The organism is Pseudomonas sp. NFACC51, assembly GCF_900103575.1.
Taxonomy (GTDB): Bacteria; Pseudomonadota; Gammaproteobacteria; order Pseudomonadales; family Pseudomonadaceae; genus Aquipseudomonas; species Aquipseudomonas fluorescens_Q.
In genome coordinates this window covers 115610-133266 of the sequence record NZ_FMXH01000019.1, presented here as the reverse complement: position 1 = coordinate 133266, position 17657 = coordinate 115610, and the positions used below count along the sequence as shown (strand labels likewise).

The window sequence follows — 17657 nt, the reverse complement described above, 5'->3', positions numbered from 1 at the left end:
CGCGCCCCAGCGGGAGCAAGCTCCCTCGCCACGGGGAATTGGGTACGGCGCGGGTTAAGGGAATGCCTCGAATCAGTGTCAGTTTCAAGAGCAAATCGGTTGGTCGACCGGGATGCTTTTGTGGCGAGGGAGCTTGCTCCCGCTGGGCTGCGCAGCAGCCCCTTTTCAGGCTCACTCAATCAACCTGATCTACCGTGTCGCCGGGTTTTAGGGCCGCTTCGCGCCCCAGCGGGAGCAAGCTCCCTCGCCACGGTTGTTATGAGTGAAACACCAAAAACAGCAGCACGATGTTCACCACCAGGGACACCAGCGCCAAGGTCCGCCAGACCTTCAGCGGTTCGCGCTCCAGCAGTGGCCGGGGCCTGACGTTCAAGCTGCGGCGTTCACCCTGCTCCAGCAGCAACAACCACTCTTCGGCGGTTTCAAAGCGTTGCTCCGGGTCTGCGGCGACGGCGCGCTCCAGGCTTTGCCCGAGCCATTCGGCCAAGTCCGGTCGATAGCGACTGGCACTGACCGGTACGCCAAAGCACGGGCGTTGGAAGGCTTCGATTTCGCCGTAGGGATAATGCCCGGTCAGCAGGAAGTACAAGGTCACGCCGACCGAGTACAAGTCCTGTTGCGCCGTCGGTGCGGTGCCGGCGAAGGCTTCCGGGGCGATGTAGCTGGGGGTGCCGGGCAAGACGTTGGCCTGGTCCTCGGACAGGCCCGGGCAGTACGCCAGGCCGAAATCCAGCAAACGCAATTCCCCGTCATCCCCCAGGTGCAGGTTTTCCGGCTTGATGTCGCGGTGGTAGATCTGCCTTCGATGTAACAGGCCTACTGCCCGTACCAGCCGCTGCGCCAGGTCCAGCCACTGGGCCAGAGGCAGTGGCCCGCCCTGGTTGAACAGCTCGGCCAGGGTCGCGCCCGGATATTCACGCATCACGTAGTACAAATGCTGACGCTGGGGAACGCCATGGACCTCGGGAAACTGCCGCCCGGCGACGCGCTTGAGAAACCACTCCTCCGAGAGCAACGCCTGCCCCGCGCGGCTATCGTCCCGTAGTTGCGCGGGCAGGGTTTTCAGCAGCCAAGGTTGGCCCTGACCATCGTGTACCCGGTAGAGCAACGATTGCTGGCTGTGGCCGAGCAGGCTTTCGATCTGCCAGCCCTCGAACACCTGGCCCGGTTTCAGCGCAGGCGGCAGGGGCCATTGCTGCAACTGGATCAGCGCATCGCCGATGCTCGCTTCGCCCACCGCATCGACCCGCACCAGCAAGGCGCTGGCGTTGTCCTGGCTGCCGGCCAGGTGCGCGGCGTTGACCAGGGTCTGGGCGGCGACGTCCAGGTCCGGTTGATCCCGAAGAATGCCGGCAATGGCCGTGTCGCCCAGCACTGCCCAGACGCCGTCGCTGAGCAGCACGAAGGTTTCGTCGGTGCGCAGTTCGCCATCGAGAAAGTCGAGGATCAGGTGCTGGTCCAGGCCCAGGGCGCGCTTGAGCACATGTTGCATGCCTTGCTGTTCCCAGACGTGATCCTCACTGACCCGTTGCAGGTGATCGGCGTGCCAGCGGTAGACCCGGCAATCGCCGACATGGGCGAGGGTGAAGCGCCGGCCCCGCAGGACCAGGGCGCTGACGGTGGTGAGCAGCGGCTGTCCGCCACCGTTGGCTTGCAGCCAGCGATTCTGCGCCAACAGCAACCGGTCCAATGCCTGGGCCACGCCCCAGGTCTGTGGCGTGGAGTAGTAATCCAGGGCCAGGGCCTGCAAGGTCGAACGGGCGGCCAGCCCGCCATCGGCGCATTGGCTCACGCCGTCGGCGATGGCGAACAGGTATCCCTTGCTGGCGGCCAGGGCCGGCGCCGGGGTGACCAGGCGCAAGGCGTCCTGGTTTTCTTCCCGCGGGCCGATGGCACTGGCTTCGGCGAAACTCAGTTGCAGGCTCATGGAGGCTATTTATACCCGAGCCGCAGTGACGGCGGCCGAACCCCAAGTGGTCCTCCAACGGCGCTTGACGCCGTGCAGGCCGAACCAGGCCAGGACACCGAGGCTGGCAAACAACCACAGTGCCAGTTGATAGCTGCCGGTGCTCTGCTTGATCGCGCCCATGCCCGCCGCCAGGGCGAAGCCGCCGATGCCGCCGGCCATGCCGATCAGCCCGGTCATCACGCCGATCTCGCGACGGAAGCGTTGTGGCACCAGTTGGAACACCGCGCCGTTGCCTGCACCCAAACCGAGCATGGTGCAGACGAACAGGGCCAGGGCGGCGTAGGAGCTCGGCAGGTTGAAACCCACTGCGGCGATGCAGACGGCCGCGACGGTGTACATGCCCAGCAAGGTGCGGATGCCGCCGAAACGGTCCGCCAGGGCGCCGCCCAATGGACGCATCAGGCTGCCACCGAAGACGCAGGCGGCGGTGTAGTAGCCAGCGGTGACCGGGCTCAGGCCATATTGGTCGTTGAAGTAGCCGGGCAGGGCGCTGGCCAGGCCGATGAAGCCGCCGAAGGTCACGCTGTAGAAGAACATGAACCACCAGCTGTCGCGGTCGCCCAGGGCCTTGAGGTAGTCGGCCATGGATTTGGCTTTCGGCCGCTCGGGAGCGTTCTTGGCCAGCCAGGCAAAGAGCACCAGGGTCAGCACCAGCGGGATCAGCGCGAAGCCGAACACGTTGCTCCAGCCGAATGCCACCGCCATCACCGGGGCGATCAGCGCCGCGAGCACGGTGCCCGAGTTACCGGCACCGGCAATACCCATGGCCTTGCCCTGATGCTGTGGTGGATACCACTGGGACGCCAGCGGCAAGGCCACGGCGAACGACGCGCCGGCCACGCCCAGGAACAGGCCTAGCAACAACGCTTGCTCGTAGCTGTGGATGCCCAGTTTCCAGGCGCAGAACAGCGCACCGATCACAATCACCTGGCCCACCATGCCAGCAGTCTTCGGCGAAATCCGATCGGCCAGCAGGCCCATGAACAACCGCAGTACGGCGCCAGCCAGGATCGGCGTCGCGACCATCAGGCCGCGTTGCTGGGTGGTCAGGTGCAGGTCGGCAGAGATCTGTACCGCCAGTGGACCGAGCAGGTACCAGACCATGAAGCTCAGGTCGAAGTAGAGGAAGGCCGCGAACAATGTCGGGGTGTGGCCGGATTTCCAGAAGCTTGAATTCATCGCGCACCTCAGCTGTAAAAGTCTCGAGAAATGAGTCAGTGCTTTGAGCAGTGCGCCGTCTGTGGTCGCACCACCGGCCCCGAGGGGCCAAAACAAAAAAACGCCGCAACCCGGATCGCCAGAGAGGCAAGGAGGGTGTGCGACGTCTTTGTCGTAGGTGGGGCAACCGCCGTTGGTTACCTGTGGGTTTGCTTAAGCGAGATCTGTGCCAAGTCTGTCACGATCATTCCTACGCTCTGCGCGGGAATGCCGCGCCAGGGACGCTCCGCGTTCCGCTTCACAAGGTGACGCAGAACGTCACAGGATGCATTCCAACGCAGAGCGTGGGAACGATCATCAGTAGGGCGGTAAGGCAGGCGCTACAAGGCTTTCAGCCCAGCAGCTCATTCATGGCAATGATCTGCTCCGCCACCTGGATCAGCTTCTGCTGGCGGCTCATGGCCTGGCGGCGCATCAGGGTGTAGGCCTGCTCCTCGTTGCATTCCTTCATCTTCATCAACATGCCCTTGGCCAGTTCGATGCGCTTGCGCTCGGCCAGTTGCTGGTCGCGGGCCAGGAGCTGGGCGCGCAGGGCCTGGTCGCTTTCGAAGCGGGCCATGGCCACGTCGAGGATCGGTTGCAGGCGTGCGGCGTGGATGCCTTCGACGATGTAGGCGCTGACGCCCGACTTGATCGCCTGACGCATCACGTCGGGGTCGTGCTCGTCGGTAAACATGACGATCGGTCGTGGTTGGTCGCGGCTGACCAGCACCACTTGCTCCATGACATCCCGTCCGGGTGACTCGGTATCGATCAGGATCACGTCCGGACGCACCGTTTCGACGCGCGCCGGCAGGTCGATGGTCAATCCGGATTCATCGATGACTTCGAATCCGGCTTCAATCAGGGCGGCTTTGAGGCGGCCGACTTTTTTCGCGGTGTCGTTGATCAGCAGGATACGCAGCATGGTCGAGGCTCCTGTCAGCGGCTGGCGAAAAGGGGAGCCGCATCGCTCAAGGCGTGCAGTTTGAAGCTGCGGGCATACTTGGCCGGGTCCGAACCGTCCCAGGTGGTGCCATCGATCAACTGGCTGCTGCGCATGTCCTGGCGCGGGGACGCGATGCCCAGTGCGCCAGCGGCTTCACGGTACAGCTTGAGCTGCTGGACGTCCTGGGCCACGGCCAGGTAATCCGGGTCTTCGCGCAACAGGCCCCAGCGACGGAACTGGGTCATGAACCACATGCCGTCGGACAGGTACGGCAGGTTCACCTCGCCATTGCCGTGGAAGCGCATGGCGTGGGGATCCTGCCAACTGTTGCCCAAGCCATCGGCATAGATCCCCAGCAAGCGCGGCTCGATGCAGTCCAGTGGCGCGTCGAGGTATTCGGGCGCGCTCAACAGTTGTGCGGTGCTGCGACGGTTTTCGCTGCTTTGTTCGATGAAGCGGCTGGCTTCGAGGATCGCCATCACCAGGGCCCGGGCGGTATTGGGGTACTGCTCGACGAATGCGCGGGTGCAGCCCAGGACTTTTTCCGGGTGATCGGGCCAGATGGTCTGGGTGGTCGCCAGGGTGAAGCCCAGGTTCTGCTTCACCGCGCTGGCGCACCAGGGTTCACCGACGCAAAAACCGTCGATACGTCCGGCTTGCAGGTGCGCGATCATTTGCGGCGGCGGCACCACCACGCTGTCGACATCCGACAACGGATGGATGCCCTGGGCCGCAAGCCAGTAATACAGCCACATGGCATGGGTGCCGGTGGGGAAGGTCTGGGCGAAGGTCAGTTTCGGGCGAGTTTGGTGCACGTGCCGTTCCAGTGCCTCAGGACTGGTCACGCCCTGGGCCTGCAAGCCATGGGACAGGTTGATGCTCTGGCCATTCTGGTTCAGGCCCATCAGCACGGCCATGTCGGTCGACGCGACACCGCCGATCCCCAGGTGCACGGCGTAGATCAGGCCGTACAGGCTATGGGCGGCATCGATTTCACCGCTGACCAGCTTGTCCCGCAGGTTGGCCCAGGACGTCTGGCGCTTGAGGTTCAGGGTCAGGCCGTAGGGTTGGGCGAAGCCCTGGGTGGCGGCCACCACGACTGGGGCACAGTCACTCAAGGCCATGAAACCCAGGTTGACTGCGCTCTTTTCCGGGGCATCGCTGCCGTTGACCCAAGCCAGGGGGTTGGCTGGAACTTCATTCATCGCGCATCACCTTCCACGTAAAAAAAGCGCCGTACCCAGCGCTGCCAGGGCAGGGCCGGATGACGACGCCGTTGTCCTTTAAATCAGTGTGGCACTCATTCCGCCATTGGCATGGGCGCCGATGAACGAAAAGGGTGCAAGGCATATGCCAGTGCGTGCCCCATCACCTTTCCATCAAGATTCAAGACGCCGGGTCTTTCATCCTGTCGGCCCTTCCAAGGCTACGTAGCAAAGGAGACCGGCGTGCAGGACAAATCATCTCGCTCCACGGCATTGCCTGAACAGCGCGAACGGGTGCTGCACCTGCGTGTCGCGCAAAGCCCGGTTCAACTGAGCGCCGCGAGGTTTGGCGTCAGTCATCGCCTGCCGGTCGGTTGGGAAGGGGTGGTGGTGGCGGGTGATTCGCTGCGCTGGAGTGGTGGCCCGTTGCAGGTCCAGCCTGTGACTGCGGCGCCGCTGGTGAAGTTGCAGGCTTTTTTCGACATGAGCAATGCCTTCGTCGAGGTCGGGCAACGGGGGGCAGTTGGACCGTGGGCCCTGTTGCCGGTGACCGAGGAAGTCGTCCGCTCCCAGGAACGATTCGAACGCTGGTTCATCGGCCAGGCGCTGGGCGGCACCGCGGCCTATCACGCGGCTGCCAACCTGTTGCGGCATCACGAGAGCTACGGGCTCGTACGGTTTTTATTGGAACAAGGCACGCACAGCGAAAAGCTCAACACGCTGGCCCAGCGCTACGGCGTGTCGGTTTCGCATTTTCGGCGGCTGTGCCAACAGGCATTGGGGAGCGCGGCCAAACCGGTGCTGCGCGGCTGGCGCACGGCCCAGGCGCTGCTGAACATGAGTCTTCAGGACGGCTCGCTGACCGACGTGGCGCTGGAGTTCGGCTTTGCCTCTTCTTCGCATTTTTCCAAGGAAGTCCGCGAACTGGTGGGTTTCGCGCCCAGCAGCCTGGCGGATATCACCTACCTGCCAGGCAAGTGAGTCGATGAGCCAGCGACGATTTTCCCTGACCCTTTCATGGTTGTGCCTGAGTACCGCGATGCTGCTCCCAGCATTGGCCGCCCGGGCTGATGTCTACACCTTCGAAGCCCGGGAGCAGAGCGCGCGGACTTTTTTCAGCGAGTTGTCCGGGTCGTTGGGCAAGCCGGTCATTGTCAGCAAGGCTGCGGCGGCCAAACGGATCGGCGGCACGTTCGACCTGCGCACGCCGCAACGGACTTTCGAGCGTGTCAGCGCGCAGATGGGGCTGATCTGGTACAGCGATGGCCAGGCGATCTATCTGTATGACGCCTCGGAAATCAAAAGCGCGATGATGTCGCTGCAGACCCTGACCGTGGCCAAGCTCCAGGCCTTCCTGGGGCGTTCGGGGCTGCACGATGTCCGGTATCCGCTGCGTCACGACGGTCTGCGGACGTTCCATGTCTCGGGCCCGCCGATCTATGTCGACCTGGTGGTGCAGGCCGCCGGCTTGATGGACAACCAGCGTTCGGAGCTGCTGCTGGGCAAGCAGCAGATCGGTGTGATTCAGGTACGAAACACCTTTGTCAGTGACCGCAACTATGAGCTGCGCGACGACAAGGTGACCATTCCAGGGCTGGCCACTGTGATCGAGGCCCTGTTGCGCGGCGAAAAGCACGAGGTCGAGCCGTCGGTGGCGCAAGGCACCGCGTCGGGAGTGCGGGGCGCGATGCCGCTGTTTCCCCTGGAGGGCCTGGCGGACACCCCCTCGAACCAAGACCCGACGGCCCCGCGAATCATTGCGCGGGAGGTGGCCGCCGGCAACATTCGGGTGGTGGCCTACCCTGACACCAACAGCCTGTTGGTCAAGGGGCTGCCGGAGCAGGTGCGCTTCATCGAGAACCTGGTCAATGCCCTGGACACGCCGAAACGCCACGTCGAGTTGTCGTTGTGGATCATCGACCTGCACAAGGATGAGCTCAACCAACTGGGCATCAACTGGCAAGGGGCGGTGAAGTCGGGGGCCACCTTCAGCGCATCGCTCAATGCCGGCTCGGCGACCACCCTCGATGGCGCCTCGTTCGTCACCCAGGTCATGGCCCTGGAGCGGACCCAGCGGGCCAATGTCGTCTCGCGCCCGGTGATCCTGACCCAAGAGAACGTGCCGGCGATCTTCGACAACAACCGCACCTTCTATGCCCCCTTGGTCGGGGAGCGCAGTGTCGATCTGCAGCATGTGACCTATGGCACGTTGGTGAATGTACTGCCGCGTTTCGCCCACGCGGACGAGATCGAGATGTCGCTCAATATCGAGGACGGCAACGAAGTCGAGAGTCCGGGCCAGGGTGAGCGCCAGGGCGCGTTGCCGACGGTCGGTCGCACCCGCATCAGTACTGTAGCGCGAGTACCCCAAGGCAAGAGTCTGTTGGTGGGCGGTTTCACCCGCGATGACCACGGCGAGCAGATCGGGCGCGTCCCGGTGTTGGGGGCGATTCCCTGGATCGGTCGCTTGTTCAGCTATCGCCAAGGGCGCTCGGCCAACACGGTGCGCGTATTCCTGATCCAGCCCAAGGAGATTCGCGAGGCTTTTGAACCGGCCACGAGCGAGCCGGGCGGGCAGTTGCTGACTCCGCAGCAGCACGAGCGGGTGCGTCGAATGTACTTCCGGATGTCAGAGAAATGATGCTGCCCCCGGTTTCCCTCGGTGGCCGGGCTGCCCAGGCGCGGCTGAATGCCGAGAAAGCCGCCGAACACCCGCAACCACCCGTCGATGCCGAGACGCCGGAGGACAGCGCAACGGCCGCAGTGGCGCAGCGCCTCGTGCAGATCAGCGACGAACTCTCGGCGGCACTGACCCAATTCCGTGGTCGCCGGTTGTTTGAGCTCAAGTCCGAGGCCATGACCGACACCTTCGAGCGCGTGCTGGAAGACGACACCGTGCCCAAGGCCCGGCAGGTGCTGAGCCTGGCGCGGTTGGCGGACAAGCCCGTCGCCTGGTTGCTGCAAATGGCGCGAAGCCTGTTTCCCGATGACAGCGACCTGGCGCTGGTGCTACGGGCGTTGTTGCGCCGCAAGAACCTGGAGACGCTGACCCGGCAGCGCCTCGAAACGCTGTTGCAGACGGTGGTTGCCCAAGCCTCCCCCAAGCGCTTGAACGCTGGGATCAACGCGGCGCTCAAGGCCCGGATGTTCGGCAAGAGCCTGGCGGTGCGGGCCGGCCTGTTGCGCGAGAGCTACCGGGATTTCCTCGAGTCCGACGAAGGCCCGCTCAGTTGTTACCAGGACTGGATCGCACTCTACGGCCCGTCGCAACGTCAGGGGGTACTGGCCTTTATTGAAGCAGCGCTGCTCACCGACATCAGCGCCCAGGACCCCAGTTGCTCGCGCGTCGAGTTTGGTCAACTGCTGGCCCGGGTGACCGACCTCAAGCGCCTGCGTTCGGCCGACGAGCAGTTTATCGGCGCAGTGCTCGGCGATGCCGTCATCTGCCGGCACAACCCCGATGAGTCCGACTGGTTGGTGTTCTTCTTCGGCGTGTTGACCTACCCCGATGACCTCGACCAGTTGTTGCTCGGTGCGTTGGGCGAACAAGTGCTGCTCAGTGCCCACCGTGAGCGATCGATACTCTTGCAGACCCTGCGCCGGCTCAGCCTGCGGTTGCCCTTGCCCCTGTTTGCCGATGAGGAGGCGCCACAGCGCCTGGCCACCCAGTTCACCCGCTTGGCGGACGTCGCCTATGCCCATGAATGCATCGATCAGCGCCGCTCGGGTGGTTGCCCATGACCCTGCTCAATGGGTTCTTGCGCAACGTCGGCGCTCGCCCGGAGCTGCTGATCCTGACCTTGATGGTGATGATCATCGCCATGCTGATCATCCCCTTGCCCACGGTGCTGGTGGATTTTCTCATCGGCCTGAACATCGTCATCTCCCTGTTGGTGTTCATGGGCTCGTTCTACATCGAGCGCATCCTCAGCTATTCGACGTTCCCGGCGTTGCTGCTGCTGACGACCTTGTTTCGCCTGGCGCTGTCGATCAGCACCAGCCGGCTGATCCTCAGCCAGGCCGATGCCGGCGAGATCATCGCCTCGTTCGGTGACTTTGTGATCGGCGAAAGCCTGGTGGTGGGCTTCGTGATTTTTTCCATCGTCACCATCGTCCAGTTCATCGTGATCACCAAAGGCTCGGAGCGGGTGGCGGAAGTCGCCGCGCGTTTTTCCCTGGACGGGATGCCGGGCAAGCAGATGAGCATCGACGGTGACCTCAAGGCCGGCGCCATCGACGCGGCCCAGGCCCGGGAAAAACGCAGCGTGCTGGAGCGCGAAAGCCAGCTGTACGGGTCTTTTGACGGGGCGATGAAATTCATCAAGGGCGATGCCATCGCCGGGATCATCATTATCTTCGTCAACTTTATCGGCGGCATGGCCATCGGCGTCGGCCAGCTGGGCATGGACCTGTCCACCGCGCTGTCGACCTACACCCTGTTGACCATCGGCGATGGCCTGGTGGCCCAGATCCCGGCGCTGCTGATCGCCATTGGCGCCGGTTTCATCGTCACCCGCGTCAACGGCGACGACAGCAACCTGGGGCGCAACATGCTCACCCAGATGCTCGGCAATCCGTTCGTCCTTGGTGTTACCGCGTTGCTGGCAGTGGGCGTGGGGCTGTTGCCGGGTTTCCCGTTGCTGACGTTCCTGTCGATTGCCGGCGTGTTGGGGCTGGTGGTGTTTGTGCGCCAGCGCAAATCGTCACGACAGGCTAGCCCGGGCCAAAGCCGCGCCGAAGCCGCCGAGCAAGACGCGCTGCCGAGCGAGTCAGGACTGCTCGATGACGTCGACAACCTCGCGACAGAAACCATCGCCTTGATGCTGCTGGTGCCCAAGACGCAACACGAAGCGCTGGAAAAGCAGCGTTGGGCGGCGCGCTTTCGCAGCCAGTTTTTCGTCGACTACGGCTTGCGCATTCCCGAGCCACGGCTGCGAGCCAGCGAGGCGCTGCCGGCGCATCAAGTGGCGGTGTTGATCAACGAAGTGCGGGCCGAGCAGTTCGACATTCATTTCGATCACTGGCGCCTGCTGGATTACTCGCCGGAGCTGGACCCCCTGGGCTTTGCCTTGGTGCGCGGCAACGACAGCAATCGCCTGGGCGGTGTCTGGGTCAGCGCCGCCGACCGCGAGCGGGTGCAGCAGTTGGGCTATCACCTACGGCCCGCCGATGAAGAATGCTATCGCTGCCTGGTCACGCTGCTGGCGCGCAACATCCAGGAGTTCTTCGGCGTGCAGGAAACCAAGCAGTTGCTCGACGAAATGGAAACCCGCTGCCCCGACCTGCTCAAGGAAGTCTATCGCCACGTCACCGTGCAGAAAATCGCCGAAGTGCTGCAGCGCCTGATCGGCGAGCGCATCTCTGTGCGCAACATGAAGCTGATCCTCGAATCCCTTGCCCATTGGGCCTCCCGGGAAAAGGACGTGCTGGCGCTGGTCGAACACGTGCGCGGCGCCATGGCCCGCTACATCAGCAACAAGTTTGCCCAGGGCAACGACCTGCGCGTGCTGCTGTTGTCGCCAGAGTTCGAAGAAGTGGTGCGCCGTGGCATCCGGCAAACCTCCGGCGGCAGTTTCCTCAACCTGGAACCGGCCGAATCGGAAGAACTGATGGACCGCCTCAGTGTTGGCCTGGACAGCGTGCACATCGCCCACAAGGACATGGTGTTGCTGTGTTCGGTCGATGTGCGGCGCTACATCAAGAAACTCATCGAGGGACGTTTCCGGGAGCTGGACGTCATGTCGTTCGGCGAAATCTCCGAGAGCGTGTCCGTCAATGTCATCAAAACCCTGTGAGGACACTGCACATGGCGGTTGGAAATAGCCTCCGCCTGGAGCGACAGGCGGCCCACCCCTTGCGCTTGAGCGGGCCACTGATAGAAGCGGCGCTGCCCGGGGTGGTGGTCGGCGAAGTCTGCGAAGTGCGTCGGCACTGGCGCTCGCCCGAGGTCGCGGCCAGGGCGCAGGTGATCGGCTTCAAGCCCGGTGCCGTGTTGCTCAGCCTGCTGGGTGATGGCAAAGGCTTGTCCCGGGAGTCGATGATCGTGCCCACCGGCTCGACCTTGCAACTGACCTGCAGTGACGCCTTGCTCGGCAGTGTGGTCGATCCCCAGGGCACGATCGTCGAGCGCCTGGCGCCTTCGACGGCGGTGGCGCAACGGGATTGTCCGGTGGATGCCGACCCGCCGTCCTACCAGCAGCGACGCCCGGTGGCGGAACCGTTGCGCACCGGCATTCGTGTCATCGACGGTTTGCTGACCTGCGGCGTCGGCCAGCGCATCGGCATTTTTGCCGCCGCCAGTTCCGGCAAGACCACCTTGATCAACATGCTGATCGAGCACACCGACGCAGAGGTCTTCGTGATCGGCCTGATTGGCGAACGTGGGCGGGAGGTGACTGAGTTCATCGCGCACCTGCGCCAGTCGCCCAAGCATTCTCGTTGCGTGGTGGTATTCGCCACTTCGGATTTTTCCTCGGTGGATCGCTGCAACTCGGCGCTGCAAGCCACCACCATCGCCGAGTATTTTCGCGACCAGGGGCGGCGCGTGGTGTTGTTGCTGGACTCGTTGACCCGCTACGCCCGCGCCCGCCGCGACCTGGCCTTGGCGGCCGGTGAAGCCCCGGCGCGGCGCGGCTATCCGGCCTCGGTGTTCGATGCCTTGCCGCGCTTGCTGGAGCGACCAGGGGTAACCGCGACCGGCAGCATCACCGCCTGGTACACGGTGCTGTTGGAAAGCGACGACGAGCCGGATCCGATCGCCGAGGAGATTCGTTCCATCCTCGATGGCCATGTCTACCTCAGCCGTGCCCTGGCGGCCAAGGGGCACTACCCGGCCATCGATGTCCTGCGCAGCGTCAGCCGGGTGGCGACCCAAGTCACCACGCCGCAGGTGCAGCAACTGGCCGCGTCGACCCGGGAAACCCTGGCCCGTCTTGAACAGTTGCAGGTCTTTCTCGACATGGGCGAGTACAGCCCGGGCGCGGACGCGGCCAATGACCACGCGATGCACCGGCGTGATGCCCTTGACCGATGGCTGCGCCAGCCGACGGGCGAGTGTTGCGAGCCGGACGAAACCTTACGGAGCCTGCATGAAATCCTTGCCTGAGCAGCGACGCTTGTTGGCCTTCAGCGAGTTCCGGCGGCAACGCGGCGAGCAGGCGCTGCTGCACGTCCAGCGCCAATTGCAGCCGCTGCTGACGGAGCGCGGCGGCTTCGAGGCGCAGGAAGCGGCGCTGCAAGACCTGTTGGCCAGCCATCGCGCCAATGACTGCGTGCTGGATCACGCGCAGCTGTTGGCGCTGTTGCGCACCCAGGCGGTGATCCGTCGGCGGATCGATCTGCTGCGGGTCGAGCGTGACCGCGTGGATCAGCAGTGCCGACAGGTCGAGCAGCAGTTGCAGGTGCAGCGCGAGCGGTTGCGTGGGCTGCTGCGCAAACACGACAAGTACGAGCGTTCCGTCCAGCAACTGTTACGGGTTCAACGGCTTGAAGCGGTGCGCCGGGAAGAGCGGGAGCTGGAAGAAATGATGGAGGGACGGCGATGAAAGAGCTCTCAGTGGTTCCCGCTCGGCCGGTCCAGGTCCTGGACCCCGTCGACGAAGGCCCGATGGATGAGCTGCGAGACCTGCTTGTCCCGGTGCAGGAGGATGAGCTGCCACAGGGTGTGCTGGACCTGATGGTTGCGCTGGTTCGGCCTCATCGCGAGCCGATGGACAATGGCTGTGCGCTGGCCTGGCGTTCGATGAGTATTGTTCAGGGCGGTGCGGAGGTTGAGCGTGATGGGGAGCGTTCGGGTGCCCGCGAAGCGGTGGAGGTTGAAGCCGTTCGCGCGCCACCCCGTGCCCGGGTCGCAATGACTTTTCCACACGCCGGCCCACCGCTCAGCCAGATGGCACGCCCTCCGTTGTCTCAACGCTTGGAGCCAGCGGGGGATCAATCAACGCTGTCGACCTACTCGGCATCGATCGAGTCGCCACGGCATGAGCCGTTCACCGCTGCCAGTGAGCAGTCGCTGGCCCTTGGCGATGAACCGCTGCTCCAGGCGCCGTTGAGCCTCCAAGGCACGCGTCACGTACCGACGGTTGCCACGGCATCCGTCCCTGCATCGACGCCGCCACCCGCGCTCGATGTCATGGTCGAGACGTTGCCGGGTGCGGATCGAGGGTTCCTGCAAGTCCCCTTCAACCGAGGGGGGGCCAGCGGACAAGTGACGATCAGCCGCGGGTCTGAGGAGCCCACTCGACACCTGACGCTCAGCCCCAGCAATGCCCTGGTGTTCGAGCAACTCAAGGAACCTTTCGCCCTGGCCCGGGAGCCTGCCTGGCGGCTGACCGACAGCGGCGGCGAGCAGCCGCGCCAGGGTTCGCAGCAGGGGCCGGACGAGGATCCGGACGAACAGGCTGAGCCTGCGGCATGAGCGCATTGCAGCTGCGTCGGGTCGAGCCTTTGGTGCATGCCCACGCCCAGGCGATTCAACGCTGGCGGCGCGGCGGTCGGGACGCGGATCTGGCCAAGGTGCCCAAGCGTTCCGACTATTTGAGCTTCTGCGCACAGGGTGATGGCGGGCCCTGGCGCGGGCTAATCAGGGCCCGTGACTGGTTGCACCATTCGCTCCCGACCTTGCAAGCGCTGCTGACGCAGCCGTGCCCGTTGCCCCGTATCGTCGAGTTGTTCCGGGCGGTGCCACGGCCCTTGTCACTGGAGGTGGACGAGTTGCGTTACAGCCATCTGTCGGACATCGAATCCGTGGCCCCGGCGCGCTTGCCGACGGGCGAAGTGCCGTGGCTCGACACCCCCGGAGGGCGCGTGTGGTTGACCCAATTGCCGCCCAGGAATGCCCAGCGCGGCCCCGTAACCGCCGACTCATGGCTGAAGACGTTGCCAATGCGCCTGGAACTGATCCTCGGCGTCAGTCACCTGAGCCTTGCCAGTCGAATACGGCTGGGGGAGGGCGACGTGCTGCGCATCGCCCAGCCCATGCAACGCTGCTTTGTGGCGGGCCAATGCCTTGGCGTTTTCACCTTTACCGAAGAGGGTTTACACATGCAACCGACCGTGGCCGAGGCCAGTCCAGAGAGCCCGTCAGAACCTGCCGTGGAAATCGACCTGGGATCGCTCCCGGTGCGCCTGGAATTCCTGCTCGCCACCCATGATCTCGACCTGGCCGCGCTGTCGCAGATCATCGCCGGGCAACTGATCCCGCTGGCTGACGACGCGGCCCGGCACATCGAGGTGCGCGCCAACGGCAAGCCCGTGGCCCTGGGCGAACTGGTGCAGTTGGACGGGCAGTTGGGCGTCGAATTGCTGAAGGTCTATCGGGACGGTGACGATGAATGACGTTTCGCTGATCGCGCTGCTGGCGTTCGCTTCGTTGCTGCCGTTCCTGGTGGCGGCGGGCACTTGCTACCTCAAGTTCTCGATTGTCTTCGTCATCGTGCGCAACGCCTTGGGCTTGCAGCAAGTGCCGTCGAACATGGCGCTCAATGCGATTGCCCTGATGCTCGCGGTGTTCGTCATGACGCCGGTCGTGAAGCAGGGCCATGACTACTACAAGACCGAGGCGGTGGCCTTTACCGATATCGAATCGGTGGTGAATTTCGCCGAGAACGGCCTGGGCAGCTACAAGGATTACCTGCGCAAATACACCGACCCGGAGCTGGCGCTGTTCTTCGAGCGGGCCCAGGCGGTCCAGGATGAAACCGACGCCGATTGGCCTGTCGATGAAGAACTGGCGCCTTCGCTGTTTTCGCTGTTGCCGGCCTACGCCCTGAGTGAAATCAAGAGTGCCTTCAAGATCGGCTTCTACCTGTACCTGCCCTTCGTGATTGTCGACCTGGTGATCTCCAGCATCCTGCTGGCGCTGGGCATGATGATGATGAGCCCGGTGATCATTTCCGTGCCGATCAAGCTGGTGCTGTTTGTCGCCCTGGATGGCTGGGCGCTGCTGTCCACCGGGTTGGTCAAGCAATACCTGACCTTGCTGGCGTAGGCGCAGCCATGAACGATCTGGTCTACGCCGGCAACAAGACCCTGTACCTGATCCTGCTGATGGTGGCCTGGCCGATCATCGTCGCCACGGTGGTCGGCCTGGTGGTGGGCTTGATCCAGACCGTGACCCAGTTGCAGGAACAGACCCTGCCGTTCGGCTTCAAGCTGCTGGCGGTCGCCGCGTGCCTGTTCCTGCTCTCGGGCTGGTACGGCGAAACCTTGCTGGACTTCAGCCGCGAAGTCATCCGCCTGGCGTTGGGTTAGGCCGATGACGGTGACGCTGTTCTTCGAGCTGTATGCGGGGTTTGCCGCCGCGCTGTTGGGCGTGGCGCGCCTGGCGCCGATTTTCTTCATGTTGCCGTTTCTCAACAGCGGCGTGCTGACCGGTGTCGCGCGCCAGGCGGTGATTGTCCTGGTGGCGCTGGGGTTCTGGGCCTACGTCGGCGTGCCGACGCCCGCCCTCGACAGCCTGGCGTTCCTCGGCTTGATGCTGCGGGAGGTGAGTATCGGCGTGCTGCTGGGTGTGCTGCTGTGCTGGCCGTTCTGGGTGCTGCATGCCATGGGCAACCTGATCGATAACCAGCGCGGCGCCATGCTCAGCAGCACGGTGGATCCGGCGAACGGTGTCGACACGTCGGAGCTGGCGAATTTTCTCCAGTTGTTCGCGGCGGCGGTGTATCTCGAAGGTGGCGGCATGCTGTTGATGCTGGAAACCGTCGCGCAGAGCTATCGCATTTGTGCGCCGGGCAACGACTGCGTGATGCACTTGCCGGCTCTCCACGCGCTATTGGATGTGCTGGTGAGCAAGACGCTGGTGATCAGTGCGCCGGTGGTGGCGACCTTGCTGGTCAGCGAAGCCTTGCTCGGTTTGCTCTCGCGCTATGCGCCGCAAATGAATGCGTTCTCCGTGTCGTTGACGGTCAAGAGCCTGGTGGCGCTGGTGGTGTTGATGCTGTATTTCGGTGTGCACCTGCCGGATGAAGTCCTGCGCATGGGCGGGATGTCCGAGGGGCTGGCGCAGTCTCTGGGCGACGGGGAGGGCGATCATGTCATCCAGCGCCTCGAAGACTGAAAAGCCTACCGCCAAGCGCCTGCGGGATGCCGCCCGCAAGGGCCAGACGTTCAAGGCCAAGGATCTGGTCATCACCTGCCTGACCCTGTGCGGCATCAGTTACCTGGTCTTCAACAGCTCGCTGTTCGAGATCATGGAGGTCTACCGGCGCATCATCGCCAGCGATTTTGACGTTGAACTGCAAGCCTACTCGGCGATGCTGGTGTTGGTTGGCCTCAAGGCGTTGCTGCCGCTGTTGCTGGTCTGCGTGCTGACCAGTGCGTTGCCGGCCCTGCTGCAAAGTGGTTTTGCCCTGGCCAGCGAAGCGTTGAAGCTGAATCTCGGCGCCTTGAACCCGATCAATGGTTTCAAGAAATTGTTCAGCCTGCGCACGGTCAAGGACACCTTCAAGGCGCTGTTGTACCTGGGCAGTTTTGCCATGGCGCTGTGGCTCGTCTGGGTCACCCAGCGGCAATTGCTATTTGCCCAGCTGTTCGCCCAGGCAGCGGACCTGTTCGCGATCTGGGGGCATCTGCTGCTGGTGTTGGTGCTGGCGTTCCTGGCCTGCATCCTGCTGATCGTCGTGCTCGATGCCCTCAGCGAATATTGGTTGTTCATGAAAGACCAGATGATGGACAAGGACGCGGTCAAGCGTGAACACAAGGAGCAGGACGGCAACCCACAGATCAAGGGCCGCCGCCGTGATTTGCACATGGAGCTGTTGTCGGAGCAGGTCAAATCCGACGTGCGCAGCTCGCGCATGATCATCGCCAATCCGACGCACATTGCCATCGGTGTGTATTTCCGCCCGGAAATCACCTTGCTGCCGTTCATCTCCCTGATGGAAACCAACCAACGCGCCCTGGCGGTGCGGGCGTATGCCAAGGCAGTCGGTGTGCCGGTGATCAACGACAAAGCCTTGGCCCGACGGATCTTCAAGACCCACCAGCGCTACAGCTTCCTCCAAGTGCAGGAAGTCGAGGAAGTGCTGCGCCTGCTGATCTGGCTGGAACAGGTCGAACAGGCTTGAGGCCCACTCATCATCGACGGCGCCGTACACCTGTGGCGAGGGGATTTATCCCCGTTGGGCTGCGAAGCGGCCCCAAAAAAGCAGCGAGCGCTGCGCACTCGAGCGGGGATAAATCCCCTCGCCACAGAAGCAAAACCCGACGACGCGGTGTATCAGGTTGATTGCAGTGACCTCCGGGGCTACTGCGCAGCCCAGCGGGAGCAAGCTCCCTCGCCACAAGAGCCGTTCGCCAGCTGGAGATTTCGTCTGGAGGCAACACCGACCCGAAA

At 63.7% G+C, this 17657-nt stretch carries 16 protein-coding genes; 12 read left to right on the top strand and 4 right to left on the bottom strand.

Annotation, left to right across the window (positions count from 1 at the left end):
* Positions 1 to 256: 256 nt before the first annotated feature.
* From BLT00_RS27975 to BLT00_RS27960, 4 genes are all read right to left on the bottom strand, one after another.
* Positions 257 to 1927 carry a bifunctional protein-serine/threonine kinase/phosphatase gene (locus tag BLT00_RS27975; protein WP_092151036.1) on the bottom strand — a complete coding sequence of 557 codons (1671 nt, stop codon included), beginning with the start codon at positions 1925 to 1927 and terminating at the stop codon, positions 257 to 259.
* A gap of 9 nt (positions 1928 to 1936) precedes the next feature.
* The gene (locus tag BLT00_RS27970; protein WP_039589025.1) at positions 1937 to 3148 is read right to left on the bottom strand and encodes a nitrate/nitrite transporter; all 1212 of its coding nucleotides are present in this window, start codon (positions 3146 to 3148) and stop codon (positions 1937 to 1939) included.
* Between the two features lie 370 nt (positions 3149 to 3518).
* A complete protein-coding gene (locus BLT00_RS27965; RefSeq protein ID WP_025212689.1) occupies positions 3519 to 4094 on the bottom strand; it encodes an ANTAR domain-containing response regulator in 576 nt (191 codons plus the stop codon).
* Between the two features lie 14 nt (positions 4095 to 4108).
* The gene (locus BLT00_RS27960; protein WP_092151040.1) at positions 4109 to 5320 is read right to left on the bottom strand and encodes a CmpA/NrtA family ABC transporter substrate-binding protein; all 1212 of its coding nucleotides are present in this window, start codon (positions 5318 to 5320) and stop codon (positions 4109 to 4111) included.
* Between the two features lie 243 nt (positions 5321 to 5563).
* Between BLT00_RS27960 and BLT00_RS27955 the strand changes: the two genes are divergently transcribed.
* From BLT00_RS27955 to BLT00_RS27900, 12 genes are read left to right on the top strand one after another with little or no spacing between them, the layout of a single operon-like run.
* A complete protein-coding gene (locus tag BLT00_RS27955; RefSeq protein ID WP_092151044.1) occupies positions 5564 to 6301 on the top strand; it encodes a helix-turn-helix domain-containing protein in 738 nt (245 codons plus the stop codon).
* Positions 6302 to 6305: 4 nt separating this feature from the next.
* A complete protein-coding gene (gene sctC, locus BLT00_RS27950; protein ID WP_092151047.1) occupies positions 6306 to 7961 on the top strand; it encodes a type III secretion system outer membrane ring subunit SctC in 1656 nt (551 codons plus the stop codon).
* The gene (gene sctW, locus BLT00_RS27945; protein ID WP_092151050.1) at positions 7958 to 9061 is read left to right on the top strand and encodes a type III secretion system gatekeeper subunit SctW; all 1104 of its coding nucleotides are present in this window, start codon (positions 7958 to 7960) and stop codon (positions 9059 to 9061) included. The genes sctC and sctW overlap by 4 nt, the downstream gene beginning before the upstream one ends.
* A 2-nt stretch (positions 9062 to 9063) precedes the next feature.
* The gene (locus tag BLT00_RS27940) at positions 9064 to 11115 is read left to right on the top strand and encodes an EscV/YscV/HrcV family type III secretion system export apparatus protein (protein WP_305883205.1); all 2052 of its coding nucleotides are present in this window, start codon (positions 9064 to 9066) and stop codon (positions 11113 to 11115) included.
* Positions 11116 to 11126: 11 nt separating this feature from the next.
* Positions 11127 to 12425: a type III secretion system ATPase SctN gene (gene sctN / locus BLT00_RS27935; RefSeq protein WP_092151056.1), complete on the top strand. Its 1299-nt coding sequence runs from the start codon at positions 11127 to 11129 to the stop codon at positions 12423 to 12425.
* Positions 12409 to 12864 (top strand): type III secretion protein, encoded by a 456-nt coding sequence (locus BLT00_RS27930; protein ID WP_092151059.1) that lies wholly within the window; start codon positions 12409 to 12411, stop codon positions 12862 to 12864. The genes sctN and BLT00_RS27930 overlap by 17 nt, the downstream gene beginning before the upstream one ends.
* Entirely contained in the window at positions 12861 to 13736 is an 876-nt protein-coding gene (locus tag BLT00_RS27925; protein WP_175456267.1) for a SpaN/EivJ family type III secretion system needle length determinant, read from the top strand. The genes BLT00_RS27930 and BLT00_RS27925 overlap by 4 nt, the downstream gene beginning before the upstream one ends.
* Positions 13733 to 14656, top strand: coding sequence for a FliM/FliN family flagellar motor switch protein (locus BLT00_RS27920; protein WP_092151062.1), 924 nt, complete (start codon positions 13733 to 13735; stop codon positions 14654 to 14656). The genes BLT00_RS27925 and BLT00_RS27920 overlap by 4 nt, the downstream gene beginning before the upstream one ends.
* The gene (locus tag BLT00_RS27915; protein WP_063322250.1) at positions 14649 to 15308 is read left to right on the top strand and encodes an EscR/YscR/HrcR family type III secretion system export apparatus protein; all 660 of its coding nucleotides are present in this window, start codon (positions 14649 to 14651) and stop codon (positions 15306 to 15308) included. The genes BLT00_RS27920 and BLT00_RS27915 overlap by 8 nt, the downstream gene beginning before the upstream one ends.
* Before the next feature lie 8 nt (positions 15309 to 15316).
* Positions 15317 to 15571, top strand: coding sequence for an EscS/YscS/HrcS family type III secretion system export apparatus protein (locus tag BLT00_RS27910; RefSeq protein WP_020795892.1), 255 nt, complete (start codon positions 15317 to 15319; stop codon positions 15569 to 15571).
* Positions 15572 to 15575: 4 nt separating this feature from the next.
* Complete coding sequence (sctT, locus tag BLT00_RS27905) at positions 15576 to 16379, top strand: type III secretion system export apparatus subunit SctT (RefSeq protein WP_092151065.1); 804 nt, start codon at positions 15576 to 15578, stop codon at positions 16377 to 16379.
* Positions 16354 to 17388: an EscU/YscU/HrcU family type III secretion system export apparatus switch protein gene (locus BLT00_RS27900; RefSeq protein ID WP_092151068.1), complete on the top strand. Its 1035-nt coding sequence runs from the start codon at positions 16354 to 16356 to the stop codon at positions 17386 to 17388. The genes sctT and BLT00_RS27900 overlap by 26 nt, the downstream gene beginning before the upstream one ends.
* Positions 17389 to 17657 lie beyond the last annotated feature (269 nt).

Coding starts and splice junctions, on each gene's coding strand:
- BLT00_RS27975 (WP_092151036.1), bottom strand. CDS start 1,927: ATGAGCCTGCAACTGAGTTTCGCCGAAGCCAGTGCCATCGGCCCGCGG.
- BLT00_RS27970 (WP_039589025.1), bottom strand. CDS start 3,148: ATGAATTCAAGCTTCTGGAAATCCGGCCACACCCCGACATTGTTCGCG.
- BLT00_RS27965 (WP_025212689.1), bottom strand. CDS start 4,094: ATGCTGCGTATCCTGCTGATCAACGACACCGCGAAAAAAGTCGGCCGC.
- BLT00_RS27960 (WP_092151040.1), bottom strand. CDS start 5,320: ATGAATGAAGTTCCAGCCAACCCCCTGGCTTGGGTCAACGGCAGCGAT.
- sctC (WP_092151047.1), top strand. CDS start 6,306: ATGAGCCAGCGACGATTTTCCCTGACCCTTTCATGGTTGTGCCTGAGT.
- sctW (WP_092151050.1), top strand. CDS start 7,958: ATGATGCTGCCCCCGGTTTCCCTCGGTGGCCGGGCTGCCCAGGCGCGG.
- sctN (WP_092151056.1), top strand. CDS start 11,127: ATGGCGGTTGGAAATAGCCTCCGCCTGGAGCGACAGGCGGCCCACCCC.
- BLT00_RS27930 (WP_092151059.1), top strand. CDS start 12,409: ATGAAATCCTTGCCTGAGCAGCGACGCTTGTTGGCCTTCAGCGAGTTC.
- BLT00_RS27925 (WP_175456267.1), top strand. CDS start 12,861: ATGAAAGAGCTCTCAGTGGTTCCCGCTCGGCCGGTCCAGGTCCTGGAC.
- BLT00_RS27920 (WP_092151062.1), top strand. CDS start 13,733: ATGAGCGCATTGCAGCTGCGTCGGGTCGAGCCTTTGGTGCATGCCCAC.
- BLT00_RS27915 (WP_063322250.1), top strand. CDS start 14,649: ATGAATGACGTTTCGCTGATCGCGCTGCTGGCGTTCGCTTCGTTGCTG.
- BLT00_RS27910 (WP_020795892.1), top strand. CDS start 15,317: ATGAACGATCTGGTCTACGCCGGCAACAAGACCCTGTACCTGATCCTG.
- sctT (WP_092151065.1), top strand. CDS start 15,576: ATGACGGTGACGCTGTTCTTCGAGCTGTATGCGGGGTTTGCCGCCGCG.
- BLT00_RS27900 (WP_092151068.1), top strand. CDS start 16,354: ATGTCATCCAGCGCCTCGAAGACTGAAAAGCCTACCGCCAAGCGCCTG.